Origin of the sequence: Caballeronia sp. M1242, assembly GCF_017220215.1 — a bacterium.
Classification (GTDB): domain Bacteria; phylum Pseudomonadota; class Gammaproteobacteria; order Burkholderiales; family Burkholderiaceae; genus Caballeronia.
Genome location: NZ_CP071130.1, coordinates 635,374 through 650,507, shown reverse-complemented (window position 1 = coordinate 650,507; position 15,134 = coordinate 635,374). Strand labels below are relative to the sequence as shown.

15 protein-coding genes are annotated in these 15,134 nt (G+C 64.8%); 10 read left to right on the top strand and 5 right to left on the bottom strand.

Translation table 11 applies throughout. The annotated features are described in order from the left end of the window. The first annotated feature begins 99 nt into the window (after positions 1-99). The 5 genes from JYK05_RS16465 to JYK05_RS16445 all read left to right on the top strand — a co-directional run bounded on the left by JYK05_RS16465 (position 100) and on the right by JYK05_RS16445 (position 4,131). Positions 100-411 carry a DUF4148 domain-containing protein gene (locus JYK05_RS16465; protein ID WP_206469527.1) on the top strand — a complete coding sequence of 104 codons (312 nt, stop codon included), beginning with the start codon at positions 100-102 and terminating at the stop codon, positions 409-411. Between the two features lie 92 nt (positions 412-503). After that, the gene (locus tag JYK05_RS16460) at positions 504-1,199 is read left to right on the top strand and encodes an anti-sigma factor (RefSeq protein WP_206469525.1); all 696 of its coding nucleotides are present in this window, start codon (positions 504-506) and stop codon (positions 1,197-1,199) included. 28 nt (positions 1,200-1,227) lie between these two features. Continuing rightward, positions 1,228-1,746, top strand: coding sequence for a sigma-70 family RNA polymerase sigma factor (locus tag JYK05_RS16455; protein WP_206469523.1), 519 nt, complete (start codon positions 1,228-1,230; stop codon positions 1,744-1,746). Then, positions 1,743-2,627 (top strand): anti-sigma factor, encoded by an 885-nt coding sequence (locus JYK05_RS16450; RefSeq protein WP_206469520.1) that lies wholly within the window; start codon positions 1,743-1,745, stop codon positions 2,625-2,627. The genes JYK05_RS16455 and JYK05_RS16450 overlap by 4 nt, the downstream gene beginning before the upstream one ends. A gap of 115 nt (positions 2,628-2,742) precedes the next feature. Further along, positions 2,743-4,131, top strand: a complete 1,389-nt coding sequence (locus JYK05_RS16445; protein ID WP_206469517.1) for an FAD-binding oxidoreductase — start codon at positions 2,743-2,745, stop codon at positions 4,129-4,131. A gap of 337 nt (positions 4,132-4,468) precedes the next feature. On the opposite strand, the gene JYK05_RS16440 is transcribed toward JYK05_RS16445, so the two are convergent. The 3 genes from JYK05_RS16440 to JYK05_RS16430 form a co-directional block, all read right to left on the bottom strand. Beyond that, positions 4,469-6,313 (bottom strand): glycoside hydrolase family 15 protein, encoded by a 1,845-nt coding sequence (locus JYK05_RS16440; RefSeq protein WP_241269991.1) that lies wholly within the window; start codon positions 6,311-6,313, stop codon positions 4,469-4,471. A gap of 97 nt (positions 6,314-6,410) precedes the next feature. Then, the gene (locus JYK05_RS16435) at positions 6,411-6,641 is read right to left on the bottom strand and encodes a hypothetical protein (RefSeq protein ID WP_206469513.1); all 231 of its coding nucleotides are present in this window, start codon (positions 6,639-6,641) and stop codon (positions 6,411-6,413) included. Between the two features lie 162 nt (positions 6,642-6,803). Further along, positions 6,804-7,676 (bottom strand): neutral zinc metallopeptidase, encoded by an 873-nt coding sequence (locus JYK05_RS16430; RefSeq protein ID WP_175941517.1) that lies wholly within the window; start codon positions 7,674-7,676, stop codon positions 6,804-6,806. Positions 7,677-8,081: 405 nt separating this feature from the next. On the opposite strand from JYK05_RS16430, the gene JYK05_RS16425 reads away from it, so the two are divergent. Genes JYK05_RS16425 through JYK05_RS16415 form a run of 3 tightly spaced genes read left to right on the top strand, consistent with a single transcriptional unit; the run spans position 8,082 to position 10,628 of the window. Further along, on the top strand, positions 8,082-9,485 hold the full coding sequence (locus JYK05_RS16425; RefSeq protein ID WP_206469511.1) for a cytochrome ubiquinol oxidase subunit I: 1,404 nt from the start codon (positions 8,082-8,084) through the stop codon (positions 9,483-9,485). Between the two features lie 2 nt (positions 9,486-9,487). Next, positions 9,488-10,489, top strand: coding sequence for a cytochrome d ubiquinol oxidase subunit II (gene cydB, locus JYK05_RS16420; RefSeq protein ID WP_206469509.1), 1,002 nt, complete (start codon positions 9,488-9,490; stop codon positions 10,487-10,489). Beyond that, a complete protein-coding gene (locus JYK05_RS16415) occupies positions 10,467-10,628 on the top strand; it encodes a hypothetical protein (RefSeq protein ID WP_175940670.1) in 162 nt (53 codons plus the stop codon). The genes cydB and JYK05_RS16415 overlap by 23 nt, the downstream gene beginning before the upstream one ends. 24 nt (positions 10,629-10,652) lie before the next feature. On the opposite strand, the gene JYK05_RS16410 is transcribed toward JYK05_RS16415, so the two are convergent. Together JYK05_RS16410 and mnmH are read right to left on the bottom strand one after the other, a co-directional pair. Continuing rightward, positions 10,653-11,702, bottom strand: a complete 1,050-nt coding sequence (locus JYK05_RS16410) for a permease (RefSeq protein WP_206469507.1) — start codon at positions 11,700-11,702, stop codon at positions 10,653-10,655. A gap of 27 nt (positions 11,703-11,729) precedes the next feature. After that, positions 11,730-12,797 (bottom strand): tRNA 2-selenouridine(34) synthase MnmH, encoded by a 1,068-nt coding sequence (gene mnmH, locus JYK05_RS16405; protein ID WP_206469505.1) that lies wholly within the window; start codon positions 12,795-12,797, stop codon positions 11,730-11,732. 143 nt (positions 12,798-12,940) lie between these two features. Between mnmH and JYK05_RS16400 the strand changes: the two genes are divergently transcribed. Together JYK05_RS16400 and eutC are read left to right on the top strand one after the other, a co-directional pair. Further along, on the top strand, positions 12,941-14,329 hold the full coding sequence (locus tag JYK05_RS16400) for an ethanolamine ammonia-lyase subunit EutB (RefSeq protein WP_206469590.1): 1,389 nt from the start codon (positions 12,941-12,943) through the stop codon (positions 14,327-14,329). After that, the gene (gene eutC, locus JYK05_RS16395; protein ID WP_206469504.1) at positions 14,326-15,129 is read left to right on the top strand and encodes an ethanolamine ammonia-lyase subunit EutC; all 804 of its coding nucleotides are present in this window, start codon (positions 14,326-14,328) and stop codon (positions 15,127-15,129) included. The genes JYK05_RS16400 and eutC overlap by 4 nt, the downstream gene beginning before the upstream one ends. Positions 15,130-15,134 lie beyond the last annotated feature (5 nt).

Here is a 15,134-nt window from a genome sequence, read left to right as displayed (position 1 = left end):
TATTCCAGCAACGTGTCGATTAAATTCTTTGGAATAGATCGGCTCCGCGGACGGTTTGCCTTCATGCAAGCCCAATGAATTTTTCTCAAGGAGTCGAACATGAACATCGCCAAAGTATTCGCCGTTTCCGCCGCACTCGTCGTCTCGACGGGCGCATTCGCGCAAAGTCTGACGCGCGACGAAGTGCGCGCGCAACTCGTGCAGGCCGAGCAGAACGGCTCGCGTCTCGTGACCGATGCCTCGTATCCGGACATCAGCCCTATCTATCAGAACCAGACAGCGCGCACGAAAACGCCGGAGAGCGGCGGTTACGGCGGCATGAAGACCGCGTCGGGCGCGGGAAGTGCGTCGATGAGCCCGTCCGATTGCGTGGGCCCTTACAGCTTCTGCCACATCTATGCGGGCTCGTGATCGCCACAAAAAATTCGAAGCTTGCGGGAATAAACGACTCGCAACGTTGTTTGCAATCGAAGACGACCTTTCCAGCGCGCAGGACGACGACCGTGGACCCGCATTCCGACACTCGCCTTTCCGAAGCCGACGTACAGGCGTTCGCCGACGGCCTGCTCGCGTCGGAACGGGCCGCGTCGCTGCATGCCTATCTCGCTCGCCGGCCCGAGGAAGCGCGCAGAGTGGCGTTCTATGATCGGCTCAATGCGCAGTTGCGCGAGATGTTCAGCGACGAACACAGCGCGCGGCAAACGAGCCATCGGCGGCCGGGCGCGCGGTTGCGACTGTGGGCAGCCATTGCCGGTTGCCTTTCGCTCGTGATCGCCGCGATCTGGGCCACCGTGCGCCTACCGGACGCAGCATTGGAACGCGCAGCCGTGTCCGCTTTGGCGATTCAGTCGGCGGCGCCAGCGCGCGCGGCGAGCATCGCGGACGCGCCCGATCTGTCATCGGCGGGCTTTCACGCCGTCGATGCGACGAACGTCACGCTCGGGGCCTTCTCGACTGTGAAGGTGTTCGCGTATCGCAATGAGAGAAATCAGCCGCTCGTGCTGCTCTCGACGTGTGCGCCGCCGTCGTTCATGCGTGCAACCTGGCACGCGCATAGAATCGGAACCGTGCGTCTTGTCGAATGGATATCGACATCGGGCGTTCGTACGGTGATCGGAGCCCGCGCCGGCACGCCGGGACTCATGCGTGCCGCCGAAGTGTCGATGGCTCGTCAGAACATGCAATGGAATGAACGATGAACGCAAGACTGCCCCGCGAGGTGCGCCGATGAGCGTGCGCGAACAACTCATGGATCATCTGCCGCGCTTGCGTCGTTATGCTCGCGCGTTGATCCGCAATCAGGAACTCGCCGACGATCTCGTGCAGGACACGCTGGAACGCGCGCTCAGGCACACGGACAAGTTTCAGTCGGGCACCGATCTGCGCGCGTGGCTCTTTACGATCATGCATAACGTCTTCGCAAATCAGACGAGACGCGCGGATGCACGCGCGGTGCATGTTTCGGTCGACGACGATCCTCTCGACGAAAGCCAGTTCGCGGTGGCAAGCCGGGACACGCAATCGCTCGAAATGCGAGACCTCGATTACGCGTTGCAACGGCTGCCGGTCGAACAGCGTCAGGTGGTGCTGCTGGTCGGCCTCGAAGAGATGTCGTATGCGGAAGTGGCCCTCGCGCTCGAGATTCCGCTCGGCACTGTCATGTCGCGGCTATCGCGTGGCCGCGAAAGGTTACGCGCGCTCATGGCGGGCAAGCAGGAAGGCGTGCAACTGAAGGTGGTGCGATGAACAAACAAACGACTCCCATCAGCGAAGAGGATATTCAAGGCTATGTCGATGGCGTGCTCGGCGAACAACGGCGCGAGGAGATCGATCGGCTGCTGGAGACCGATCCTGCGCTCGCAAGCCGCGTCAGCGATTACTTCGCGCTGAGCGGCATGCTTCACGATCGCTTCGATCGCGTATTGCAAGAACCGCTGCCGGAGCGTTTGACGCGCGTGCTGGATGCGGCCGATGCCAGCACCACGCGCACCGCAAAGGCGAACGCCGGCCGAGGTCCCGCGGCGAACTGGCCGAAGTATGCTGGCATGGCGGCGGCGCTCGTGCTCGGCATAGGCATTGGCGTGGCCGGCATGATGAGTCCGCCTGCGCGCGACATGCTCGCGTCCGGCGACGACAACGCGCCGCTTCGTCATGCGAGCCTGACGAAGGACGAGTCGTTCGCGCGGCAATCCGCGATTGCATATGTCACGTATGCGCCGATGGTAACGCGCCCGGTCGAGGTCGGCGCGGACCAGGAAGAGGAGCTCGTCAAGTGGCTGTCAAACCGGCTCGGCACCGACGTACATGCGCCCGTGCTTACGCATGTGGGGTTCAATCTGATGGGCGGACGGCTCTTGCCCGGCGACGAAGGCCCGATTGCGCAATTCATGTATCACGACGCCAAGGGCGAGCGCATCACGCTCAACGTGTCGCATCGCAAGGTGAGCACCGACGTGACTGCGTTCAAGCTCTATCAGGATGGCTCCGTCAATGTGTTCTATTGGGTCGATGGCGATTTCGGCTATGCGGTGTCCGGTGCCATCCCGCGTCCGCAATTGCTCGCCGTGTCGCATGACGTGTACGAACAATTGACCGCGAGGAACGGGCAGGGCGCGGCTGCGCGATGACCGCATGCAAGGTGCCTACGCTCGCGCGCTTGCCGTCGCGGCCCGGTGCGGTATATGGTGACGAAGGCGCGCATTCGATCAAGCGCGCCGCAACGCACACGGAGACACGCAGCACATGACGGCAACAGAAGCAATACGCGCATTGCGCGAGACTCTCGGCGCGGAAGTGGTCGCGCTTCCGGAAGAATTCGGCGACCGGCGCGTCGTGGACTGGAGCGGACTGCCGGGCGAGATTCCGCTTGCGCTCATTCGCCCGCGCACGACGGAAGAAGTGGCACAGGCGCTTTCCATTTGCTCGCGCTTTCGGCAGCCCGTGGTCACGCAAGGCGGGTTGACGGGACTCGTCGGCGGAGCAAATGCGCGCGGCGGCGAAGTGGCGCTGAGCCTGGATCGCATGAATCGCATCGTCGAAATCGACGAAGTGTCCGGCACGATGACGGTCGAAGCCGGGACCGCGTTGCAGACCGTGCAGGAAGCGGCGAGCGCGGCGGGCTTCTACTTTCCGCTCGATCTGGGCGCACGCGGCAGTTGTTCGATCGGCGGCAATCTCGCGACGAACGCGGGCGGCAATCGCGTCATCAAGTACGGGATGATGCGCGATCAGGTGCTCGGGCTGGAAGCGGTGCTGGCAAGCGGTGCCGTCGTCGGCGATCTCAACAAGATGATCAAGAACAACAGCGGCTACGACTTGCGGCATCTTCTGATCGGAAGCGAAGGCACGCTTGCGGTCATCACGCGGGTCGTGCTGCGTCTGCGTCCGAAACCCACTGCGACGGCGACCGCATGGTGCGGCTTGCCCGACTTCAACGCGGTGACCACGCTGCTCGCGCGTTCGCAGGCGAGGCTGGCGTCGGGCGTGTCGGCATTCGAGGTCATGTGGGCCGGCTATCACGATGCGGTGCTCGCCAACTTGCCGCAGCTGCGCGCGCCCCTCGGTTCAGCGCATCCGTTCTACGTCTTGCTCGAAAGCGTCGGGACCGATCCGACGCGCCACGGCGAAGCGTTCGAGGAGTTTCTGGGCGCGATGCTGGAAGAAGGCATCGTGACGGACGCGGCGATTGCGTCGTCGGAAGCGCATGCGCTCGCGTTCTGGGCGATCCGCGATGCGCCCGGCGAGTATCAGCGGTTCATACCGAACCACGCCGCCTACGACGTGAGCTTTTCCATCGCGCAAGTCGGCGAGGCTGCCGCGCGCTGCGAGGCGCGTCTGCGCGAGCACTGGCCGCAATCGCTCGTCATGATTTACGGGCATCTGGGCGACGGGAACATTCATATCGTCGTGGACGTGCCGGGCATGGGCAAGCACGACCATGACGATATCGACCGCGTCATTTACGACGTCACGCGCGAGTTGAACGGGTCGATATCGGCCGAGCACGGCATCGGCGTCAAGAAGCGAGCGTTCCTTTCGCAAAGCCGTCGAGAGACGGACATCGACGCGATGCGTGCGATCAAGAGCGCGCTCGATCCACTCGGGCTGTTGAATCCGGGCAAAGTCGTTTAGGCGTTCGTTGGCTGGCGGGTTGGCTTCGGTCCTGTACGAAGTGGGCGAACACGTCGCCCGCTGCGGATCCGTCGAATGAGCCGATTGCGCCGCCCGAGCGCGAGCCGAGCCGGACGCTCGGCACGCCGCCGGATGTGAATCCGGCGGGCCCGGGCGCGTCGCCGGCGCAAGAGAGTTCGTTCGGCGCGTCGGAGCCGATGCCGCCAGCGGAATGAGCCGGCCGTTTCGGCTGAATGCTTCACGGGCGCGGCGAATTCTGTTTTGGGCGCTTACTTAAACATCGCTAATTTGTGTTATGTCAACTGACGCCCAGCGCCAAAGCGCTCACATCCCGCCCTCAAGTCCACGGCACATGCGTACGATCCAGATCCCGATCCAGCTGATACGCCGCGCTGATCAGCGCCAGATGCGTCAGCGCCTGCGGAAAATTGCCGAGGGCCGCGCCGTTGGTCGCCACTTCTTCCGAGAACAGCCCGAGATGGTTCGCATAGGCGAGCATCTTCTCGAACACGAGCCGCCCCTCGTCCACGCGGCCCGAGCGCGCGAGCGCCTCCGCATACCAGAACGAGCACGCGCTGAAGCCGCCTTCCATGCCGGGAAGACCGTCGAGCGTCGTGCCGCGCGTGTATCGGAACACCAGCGGATCGACGCGCAGATCGCGGCCGATCGCATCCAGCGTGCCGGTCCAGCGCGGATCTTTCGGGCCGATGAAGCGCACGAGCGGCATCATTAACGCGGATGCATCGAGCGTCGATGAACCCGGCGTCTGCACGAACGACTGCAGCTCTTCGTTGAAGAACTGCTCGTGTATGTCGCGATGAATGTCGTCGCGCGTCTGAAACCATGTCGCGAGCGGCGCGGGAAGCGAGCGCTTCTGCGCAAGACGCAGCGCGCGATCCACCGTCACCCAGCACATCAGCCGCGAATGCAGCAGCGGCCGCTTGCCGTTGCGAAACTCCCAGATGCCGTGGTCGGCCTCGCGCCAGTGCTCGACGACATAGTCGACGGTGCGCGTCACATGCCGCCAGCCCTGATACGAGATCGCCGCGCCATATTTGTTGTAGAGATAGACCGAATCGAGCAGCGCGCCATAGACATCGAGCTGCGTTTGTCCACGGGCGCCGTTGCCCACGACGAGCTTACCCGGCGCCGATTCGCCGAGCGCAGAGAGTTGCGTTTCTTCGGGTGCGGGCTCGCCGTCCACTGCATACATCACGGCAAGCGACCCGTCCGAACTGCAATCGCGATTGCGCTCGGCAATCCAGCGCATGAAGCGCTCGGCCTCGCCCGTATAGCCGAGACGCAAAAGCGCATAAACGGAGAACGCGGCGTCGCGAATCCACGTGTAGCGATAGTCCCACCGGCGCGAGCCGTCCTGCGCTTCGGGCAAACCGAACGTCGGCGCCGCCACAATCGCGCCATGTTCGTCCGAACTCAGCAGCTTGAGCGTCAGCGCGGAACGAAGCACGACTTCGCGGTATCGTCCGCGATACGTCGAGCGCGACGACCACTCTTTCCAGAAAGCGATCGTCTCCTGCAACATGCCGTCGAACCTCTCTTTGGTGTCGAGCTTCGGCATGTCGTCGACGGCGCCAAGCGCGAAGCAGGCCGAGTCGCCCTCTTTCATGTCGAGCGTCGCGCGTACGGCATCATGCTCGATGGAAAGGGGCACGCTCGCGCGCAGTACAAGCGGCGTGCCGTTGTCGGCTCTCGTGAATTGCACGCCCTTCTCTACCGCATGTGCCGTGTGCGCGACGCGCGCGTAGTCGAAGCGCGGATCGCACCGGACATTCAGTGTCATGCGACCGTACACGATGCGCACGATGCGCATGACGCAATTCGGCACCGCATCCACGCGCGCTTCGGACGACGGCACGGGCATCAGGTCCAGCAACTCGCAGACGCCCTCGCCCGTCATAAAGCGCGTGAGCAGCACGTTCGTCTCGGGCAGATACATCTGCTTGACGTTGGCATCCGGATCGCGCGGGGAGATCGCGAAAGAGCCACCGTGCTCGTCGTCGAGCAGCGCCGCGAATAGCGTGGGCGAATCGACGCGCGGAAAGCACATGAAGTCGATCGTGCCGCGCACCGAAACCAGCGCCGCCGTCTTCATGTTGCCGATGATGCCGCGCGCATCGACAGGCAGGACGGCGAGCGGAATCTGCTGCGATGGATGGCCCAAGGATATGCTCCGGCTTGAAGTTTCAAGCCGGTGAGCAAGGCGCATTCCCGTGATTTGTCGCGTCCAGGACAAAGGGTCGACGCGACGATGTTCGAGCCTAACGCGCTGCGGTTGCGTCGCTGGAAGCGGAGACGGGCTGCATCGGCGCTGCGGTGAAGGCGGCGTCGCTCGCGTGCATGTCTTGCTTTGAGATGGCGTCGTGCGTCGTGGGCGTGTCGATGCTGGCGTGACGCGACGACCTGCCGAAGCTCGCGATATAAAGCGTCACCGCGACGGCCACGCCCACGAGCACCGCGACTACGGCCACGCCCGATGACTTGCGCTTCATCTCATCCCCATTTCGTGTTGACGTGCCAAGGTAGCATCGATGAGCGACGCGCACCGTGTGGCGACGCGCATTCGCTCGCCCGGAAATTTGTTGGGGTCCGCAGGAGAAGAATCAATTCGCAAGGCGTTCCGTGCCGTTTCAGGCAAACTTTCACTCACCCCGCTACAACCCCTGCGCCGAAAACGTATCGCACTGCCTAACATCGCCCGTCGACAACCCTCGCCGCAGCCAACGCTGCCGCTGCGCGCTCGTTCCGTGCGTGAACGCTTCCGGCACCACGCGCCCTTGCGTCTCCTGCTGCAAGCGATCGTCCCCGATCGCGCCGGCCGCGTTCAGGCCCTGCTCGAAGTCGCCCGGTTCGATGAGCTTCGCATTGTCCCGTTGCGCCACAGCCGCCCAGACGCCGGCGAAGCAATCCGCCTGCAATTCGACGCGCACGGACAACGCATTCGCCTGCTCACGCGACATCCGCGCCCGCGCCTGGTCAACTTTGTCTGAGATGCCGAGCACGTTCTGAACGTGATGCCCCACCTCATGCGCGATGACATAAGCCTGAGCGAAGTCGCCGCCCGCGCCGAAACGGTCGCGCAACTCGCGGTAGAACGACAAATCGATATAAACCTTGCGGTCGGCCGGACAGTAGAACGGCCCCATTGCCGCCTGGCCCATGCCGCATGCCGTCTGCGTGCCGCCCGAGAACAGCACGAGCTTCGGCGCCGGATAGTCCTGATTGAACTGCGTGCGGAAGATGTGCTCCCACGTGCGTTCCGTGTTGCCGAGGACGCGGCGCACGAAGACCGCGCCTGGGTCGTTCGCCGGCGGCGCGTCGCTCGGCGCGGCCTGGCGTTGCGGCGCATTGCCGTGCAAGACCTGCGCGCCGTTGATGATCGTCATCGGATTGATGCCGAAAAAATACGACGCTGCCAGCGCGACGATGATCGTCCCAATCCCGATCGAGCCGCCGCCAATGCTGAACCCGCCCGATCCGCGCCGGTCTTCGACGTTCTGACTCTCCGCTTCATCATCGAGGCGCATGTTGCTTTCTCCGTTTAGTTGGCGCGTCGCGCGCTGCTCATAAAGCGATTATCGTACCCGCGCCGGCGCCCTTCTCTACACGGCCGGTAAGTCAAAGTTCGTCCGCCTATTTCCGAAGGCAACGCATTGCCGAATGTCGCGAAAAGCGCTTGATGCAGTGCGGTCGATTGTCGCGACGATGCCTGCTTGCGTCCTCCATGCCGGTCGCGCCCGCTATCTCGAAAACCTCGCAATATCAAGCAAATAGACGCGGTACTACGTCGAAACTGCGGCATTTCCGCGCAAGCCGGCTTTGCTGACGCAGCGCAACACCTCGCGCGATTCAGCGCTACGCTCTGCCCCGTTACCAACGCAAACCGAAACACGGCCGACCTGGCCAAGACACGCTACGTAGCAGACGTCATCATGCAATCGACTCCTGAAGCACTCGATCTGGCGCGGATACAGTTCGCCTTCACCGTATCGTTTCACATCATCTTTCCGGCGCTGTCCATCGGGCTCGCGAGCTTCATCGCCGTGCTGGAAGGCGCATGGCTCAAAACCGGCAAACCGGTCTACAAGGAACTGTGCCTTTTCTGGTCGAAGGTCTTCGCGGTCGCCTTCGGCATGGGCGTGGTGTCGGGCGTCGTCATGGCGTACGAATTCGGCACCAACTGGGGCGGCTTCTCCAGCTTCGCGGGTCCCATCACCGGCCCGCTGCTGACCTACGAAGTGATGACCGCGTTCTTCCTCGAAGCAGGCTTCCTCGGCATCATGCTGTTCGGATGGAACAAGGTCGGCCCGAAGGCGCACTTCGGCGCGACGCTGATGGTCGCCATCGGCACGCTCATCTCCACGTTCTGGATTCTCGCTTCGAATAGCTGGATGCAGACGCCGCAAGGCTTTCGCATCGAGGGCGATCACGTGGTGCCGGTCGACTGGTTCGCGATCATCTTCAACCCTTCGTTTCCGTATCGGCTCGCGCACATGGCGATTGCCGCGTTCATCGTGGCGGCGCTCGTCGTCGCGGCGACGGGCGCATGGCATCTGCTGAAAGGCCGGCGCGATCCGGCAATCAAGAAGACCTTCTCGATGGCGCTGTGGCTGCTGCTCGCCTTGACGCCGATTCAGGCGCTCGTCGGCGACGCGCACGGCCTCAACACGCGCGAATATCAGCCGGCCAAAATCGCGGCGATAGAAGGCATCTGGGACACGGAGAAAGGCGGCACGGCGCTCAACGTGTTCGGCATTCCGGACATGCAGGCCGAAACGACCAAGTACGCGGTTCAGATTCCGCATCTCGGCAGCCTGATCCTCACGCATAGCTGGAACGGCGAAATACGCGGCCTGAAGTCTTTTCCGAAGGATGAGCGCCCCAACTCGACCATCGTGTTCTGGAGTTTTCGCGTGATGGCGGGCCTCGGCGTGCTGATGATCGTGATGTCCGTCGCCGGGTGGCTGCTGCATCGCAAACGCAGGCTGTTCGATGCGCGCTGGTTCCATCGCTTCGCGCTCGTCATGGGGCCGACCGGCTTCATCACGTTGCTCGCGGGCTGGGTCACGACCGAAGCCGGCCGCCAGCCGTGGGTGGTCTACGGCGTGATGCGCACGGCCGATGCCGTCTCGCCCGTCACCGCGCAGCAGGTGGGCGTGTCGCTGCTCGCGTTCGTGGTGGTCTACACGATCGTGTTCGGCACGGGCATCTACTACCTGCTCAAGCTGCTGCGCCACGGCCCCGCGCTGCCGGGCGAAACGCTCGCGCCGGCTTCGGCGGCGGGCACGGCGCGCCGGCCGCTTTCGTTGCCCAATCAGTCCATCGAAGGAGCATGACCATGGACCTTACACTCGCCTGGGCCGCGATCATCGCGCTCGGTCTTCTCATGTACGTGGTGCTCGACGGCTTCGACCTCGGCATCGGCATTCTCTTTCCGTTCTTCCCGGACCAGCACGACCGCGACGTGATGATGAACACCGTCGCGCCCGTCTGGGACGGCAACGAGACATGGCTCGTGCTCGGCGGCGCGGGCCTGTTCGCCGCGTTCCCGATGGTCTATTCGACCGTGCTCTCGGCGCTTTATCTGCCGCTCGTGCTCATGCTCGTTTGCCTGATTTTCCGGGGCGTGTCGTTCGAGATTCGCGCGAAGGCGTCGCGCACCAAGCCAATGTGGGATCTCGCGTTCATCGGCGGCTCGGCGGGCGCGACGTTCTTTCAGGGTGTGGCGCTGGGCGCGTTCCTCGACGGCATTCCGGTCGCGGACGGCCGCTTTTCCGGCGATGCCTTCGGCTGGTTCACGCCGTTTTCCATGTTCACGGGTGGCGCGCTCGTCGTCACATATGCGTTGCTGGGCGCGTGCTGGCTGATCGCGAAGACCGAAGGCGACTTGCAGCGGCGCATGTACCGCGTCGTGTGGCCGTTGACGCTGCTGCAACTCGCGACGATCGCCGTCGTCAGCGTGTGGACGCCGTTGCTCGATGCGAGCATCGCGTCGCGCTGGTTCGATTCGCCGCTTTTCTATCGCATGCTGCCGGTGCCGATACTCGTCCTTGCGTGCGCCTGGGCGATGCGGCGGTCCATCTTGTCGCGCCACGAAAAGCGGCCGTTCGCCGTCGCGCTCGGCTTCGTGGTGCTGGGCTACGCGGGACTGGTCGCGAGCATCTCGCCGAACGACATTTTCCCCGGCGTGTCGATCTGGGATGCGGCGTCGCCGCGGTCGAGCCAGCTATTCACGATTGTCGGCGCGGCGGTGATTCTGCCGGTCATCATCGCGTACACGACGCTGGGCTATTGGGTATTCAGAGGAAAGGTGCGTCATGGCGAACATCACTACCACTGAGCGCGGCGGCGAGACTGCAATGACGCGCGCGACGAAGCTGTTCTGGTTCGTCGCGCTGTGGATGGCGGGCGTCGGCGGCGCGATGCTGCTCGCGCTGCCGTTCAAGCTGTTGATTCGGCTCGGGACGGCGATTCATTGAACCGCGAGTCCGTTGCGGCGGACGTCAGAAGAACGCCGCCGCAATCGTGCCTGCGACGACGCCGAACCCCACCACCGCCCCCGCGACGAACGCAAGCACGCGCGGCGGAAACGAGCGGGCGAGCATCGCCATCGACGGCACGCTCACGGGCGGCAGCGTCATCAGCAGCGCGCCCGCCGGGCCGGCCGCCATGCCGAGCGACAGCATCGCCTGGATAATGGGCACTTCGCCCGCCGTCGGAATGACGAACAGCGTGCCGGCCACCGCGAACGCGACGATCCACAGCGCGCCGTTACCGATATCCGGCCCGATATGCGGAAAGAGCCACGCCCGCGCCGCGGCAAGCAGCAGCACCAGCACGATGTACTCGGGCACGAGCCGCAGCGTCATGCGCCCGAGAATCTTGATCCAGCGCGAGAACGCAGTGCCCGGCTCGTCTTCTTCGATCAGCTTCGCGAGCGCCTCGCGCGATGCCGTCGCCTGCGCGGGCGTCACCATGCGGTTCACCGCGTAGCCGAGGCCGAACACCATCAACACGCCGAGCACCAGCCGCAGGCCGGTCCACTGCCAGCCGAGCACGAAGCCCATGAATACCAGCGCCGCCGGATTGAGCACCGTGTTGCCGAGCCAGAACGCGATCGCCGCGCCCGGCGCCGCCTGACGCGCGCGCAGGCCCGCGACGACCGGCGCCGCGCAGCACGTGCACATCATGCCGGGCAAGGACATCAGTCCGCCGTTGATCACGCTGCCGAAGCTATGCTGGCCGAGCGCGCGCGCGACCCATTGCGGCGGGATCAGCGCCTGCACCGCCGAGCCCAGCAACAGGCCGAGCACCATCGCCTGCCAGATGGCCTTGCCGTAGGCCATCGCGTAATCGAGCGCGGCCTGCCACGACGGCTCCGGCGCGCTCGCGGACGCGCCCATCAAAATCGACTTGCCGATGGAATGCTGGCTCGCCGCGACAAACGCGCGGTTGTAGTACGGGAACCATTTGACATAGAAAAGGCCCGCGACGGCGATCAGCAGGAACACCAGCCAGCCGAGCGCGACGCGGGGTTGTCGAAGCGTGGTCATATTCTTGGTCGAATCGAAAAAAGAAAATCAGCCGAGCGCAGGCGTCGTCTCGGACAGCTGCGCAAGCAGCGCCTTCGCCTGATCGACGCTGTCGGCATCGTTCGGACGAAACAGCATATGCGCCGCATGCGGCAACTGCGTGTACAGCGCGCGGCTGCTGCGGCCGTACGCCGGATCGTAATGGCGGTCGATCAGTTCGGCGAACAGCGCGGCGCGCTCGCCTTCGTCGATCAGCCGATGCCAATGCTCCACGCGCTCGCGGCTATGCAGCGCGACGAGCTTCGACAACTGCGCCTTGAAGAACGCGGGTTCGTCGAAAAGATGCGCGTAGTCCTGCAACAGAAACGCGATGCGGTCCTCGCGGCGCGCTTCCACTTCCACGCAGGCGGCCGCGTGCAGGCTGTCGAGCAGCGAGTCGGGCGTCGAGATCGAGCCGATGCGCCGGCCTTCCGCCTCGATAAAAACGGGCTTGGCCGGATCGAAGCCGCGCAGCGTATGGACGAGCGCGGAATCGAATGCTTTCTGCGACGGCTGCGCGTGCCCCGGCAGCGCGCCGAGCAGCGAGCCGCGATGCGCCGCCAGCCCTTCGAGGTCGAGCACCTGAGCGCCCGCTTGCGCGAGCGCGTGCAAGAGCCGGGTCTTGCCGCTGCCGGTGTGGCCGATCAGCACGATAAAGCGAAATCGCGCTGGCAACGCCGTGAGCCTGTCGAGCACGTCGCGCCGGTAGCTCTTGTAGCCGCCATCGAGCTGCCGCGCCTGCCAGCCGATCATGTTCAGCCACGTCGTCATGGAGCCGGAGCGCTTGCCGCCCCGCCAGCAATAGATGAGCGGCCGCCAGTTGCGCGGGCGGTCCGCGAAGATCGTGTCCAGATGACGCGCGATGTTGCGCGCGACCATGGCCGCGCCGACGCGCGTGGCCTCGAACGGCGACACCTGCTTGTACATGGTGCCGACGATCACGCGCTCCTCGTTTTCGAGCACCGGCGCGTTGATCGCGCCCGGAATGTGATCCTCGGCGAATTCGAGCGGCGTGCGGACATCGACGATTTCATCGAAATCCTGAAGACGGTCGATTGAAACGAGCAGGTTTTTCACGGAATTTGAGCGCAATTCGGCGGCGGCGAAGCCCGAAATTATCGCACGGGCAGCGAATTCGGTTTTGCGGCGGATTTTTGCGCGCGCCGCGATGCGGTTACAGTAAGGGCATCGCGAATCCGGTCATGCGGGCAGGAGAATCGATGGGCTATCAGGCAACTATCGGCGTGCGGCGCTACCGTTTCGACGACCTCAAGACGCTGCTCGCCCGCGCGAGCCCGCAGCGGTCGGGCGATGAACTCGCGGGCGTCGCGGCGGCCACGGAGGAAGAGCGCGTCGCCGCGAAGATGGCGCTCGCCGACCTGCCGTTGCGCGCATTTCTCGATGAGCCCCTCATTCCCTATGAAACGGACGAGGTCACGCGGCTGATCGTCGATACGCACGACGCCGCCGCGTTCGCGCGCATCGCGCATCTGACGGTCGGCGAATTCCGCGAATGGCTGCTGTCGGATGCGACCGACACCGCCGCGCTCGAAGCCGTTCAAATGGGCCTGACGCCCGAAATGGCCGCCGCCGTCTCCAAGCTCATGCGCAATCAGGATCTGATTCTCGCCGCGAGAAAGCGCCCGGTCGTCACGCGCTTTCGGACGACCATCGGCTTGCCGGGCCGGCTGTCGGTGCGCCTGCAGCCGAATCACCCGACGGACGATCCGAAGGGCATCGCGGCCTCCATGCTCGACGGCCTCTTTTACGGCTGCGGCGATGCCGTGATCGGCGTGAATCCGGCCTCCGATTCGCCCGCGGACATCGCCGCGCTGCTCACGATGATGGACGATTTCCGCCAGCGTTACGACGTGCCGATGCAGTCGTGCGTCCTCACGCATGTGACCAACACGCTCGCGGCGATCGAGCACGGCGCGCCCGTCGATCTCGTGTTCCAGTCGATCGCGGGCACGGAGCGCGCCAACGCGAGCTTCGGCGTGTCGCTCGCGCTGTTGCAGGAAGCGCACGACGCGGCGCAATCGCTCGCGCGCGGGACCGTGGGCGACAACGTCATGTACTTCGAGACCGGTCAGGGCAGCGCGCTGTCCGCGAACGCCCATCATGGCGTCGACCAGCAGACCTGCGAGGCGCGCGCCTATGCGGTCGCGCGACACTTCCGGCCGCTCCTGACGAATACGGTGGTCGGATTCATCGGCCCGGAGTATCTGTACGACGGGCGGCAGATCATCCGCGCGGGCCTCGAAGACCACTTCTGCGGCAAGCTGCTCGGCGTGCCGATGGGCTGCGACATCTGCTACACCAACCACGCGCGGGCCGATCAGGACGATATGGACACGCTTCTGACGCTGCTCGGCGTCGCGAACGTCAATTTCATCATGGGCGTGCCCGGCGCGGACGACGTGATGCTCAACTATCAGAGCACCTCTTTCCACGACGCGCTCTACGTGCGCCGCGTGCTGAACCTGAAGCGCGCGCCTGAATTCGAGGCGTGGCTCGCGCGCATGCGGGTCACGGATGCGCACGGCGCGCTGCTTCCGCATTCGTCGGGCGCAGTGCGACAACCGCTCCTCGACTGGATCGACTCATGACCGACGACGCCACGCCAAGCCCGGTCGACGCCGACCCGTGGGACGCGCTCAGGCAGTTCACGAACGCGCGGATCGCGCTCGGGCGCGCGGGCGACAGTCTGCCGACAGCGCCGCTTCTCGCCTTTCAACTGGCGCACGCGCAGGCGCGCGACGCGGTGCATCAGCCGCTCGACACCGCATCGCTCGGCGAAGCGCTGCGCGCAGCCGGCTTTGCGACGCTCGAAGTGGCGAGCGCCGCGCCGGATCGCGATCACTATCTGCGTCGGCCCGACATGGGCCGCATGCTCGACGACGCCAGCGCCGCGCGCCTCGCCGCGTACGTCAGCGAGCACGGCGATGCGCCCGATGTCGTGTTCGTCGCCGCCGATGGCCTGTCCGCGTTCGCTGCCCAGCGCCACGTCGCGCCGCTGTTGTTCAGGCTGCGCGCCATGCTCGACGGCTGGAACATCGGCCCCGTGGTCATCGCGACGCAGGCGCGTGTCGCGCTGGGCGACTGCATCGGTGAGCTTTTACGGGCGCGGATCGTCGTGGTGATGATCGGCGAGCGGCCGGGCCTCAGTTCGCCCGACAGCCTCGGGCTTTACGTCACCTATGAGCCACGCGCCGGGCGTATGGACGCCGAGCGCAACTGCATTTCGAACGTGCGCCCCGAAGGACTCGGCTACGATGCCGCCGCGTTCAAGCTGCACTGGCTGCTGAACGAAGCGCGGCGGCTCGGGCTGACGGGCGTCGGATTGAAAGATCGCAGCGGTGCGCTGCCGTTGCCTGTGGACGTGGGGCGGATCGAGGGCGAGCGCTGAGCGCC

Excerpts from the sequence above, each read along its gene's own strand:
- JYK05_RS16465 (WP_206469527.1), top strand. The coding sequence starts at position 100 with ATGAACATCGCCAAAGTATTCGCCGTTTCCGCCGCACTCGTCGTCTCG.
- JYK05_RS16430 (WP_175941517.1), bottom strand. The coding sequence starts at position 7,676 with ATGCGCCTCGATGATGAAGCGGAGAGTCAGAACGTCGAAGACCGGCGC.
- cydB (WP_206469509.1), top strand. The coding sequence starts at position 9,488 with ATGGACCTTACACTCGCCTGGGCCGCGATCATCGCGCTCGGTCTTCTC.
- JYK05_RS16455 (WP_206469523.1), top strand. The coding sequence starts at position 1,228 with ATGAGCGTGCGCGAACAACTCATGGATCATCTGCCGCGCTTGCGTCGT.
- JYK05_RS16425 (WP_206469511.1), top strand. The coding sequence starts at position 8,082 with ATGCAATCGACTCCTGAAGCACTCGATCTGGCGCGGATACAGTTCGCC.
- JYK05_RS16415 (WP_175940670.1), top strand. The coding sequence starts at position 10,467 with ATGGCGAACATCACTACCACTGAGCGCGGCGGCGAGACTGCAATGACG.
- JYK05_RS16410 (WP_206469507.1), bottom strand. The coding sequence starts at position 11,702 with ATGACCACGCTTCGACAACCCCGCGTCGCGCTCGGCTGGCTGGTGTTC.
- JYK05_RS16435 (WP_206469513.1), bottom strand. The coding sequence starts at position 6,641 with ATGAAGCGCAAGTCATCGGGCGTGGCCGTAGTCGCGGTGCTCGTGGGC.
- eutC (WP_206469504.1), top strand. The coding sequence starts at position 14,326 with ATGACCGACGACGCCACGCCAAGCCCGGTCGACGCCGACCCGTGGGAC.
- JYK05_RS16450 (WP_206469520.1), top strand. The coding sequence starts at position 1,743 with ATGAACAAACAAACGACTCCCATCAGCGAAGAGGATATTCAAGGCTAT.
- JYK05_RS16400 (WP_206469590.1), top strand. The coding sequence starts at position 12,941 with ATGGGCTATCAGGCAACTATCGGCGTGCGGCGCTACCGTTTCGACGAC.
- JYK05_RS16445 (WP_206469517.1), top strand. The coding sequence starts at position 2,743 with ATGACGGCAACAGAAGCAATACGCGCATTGCGCGAGACTCTCGGCGCG.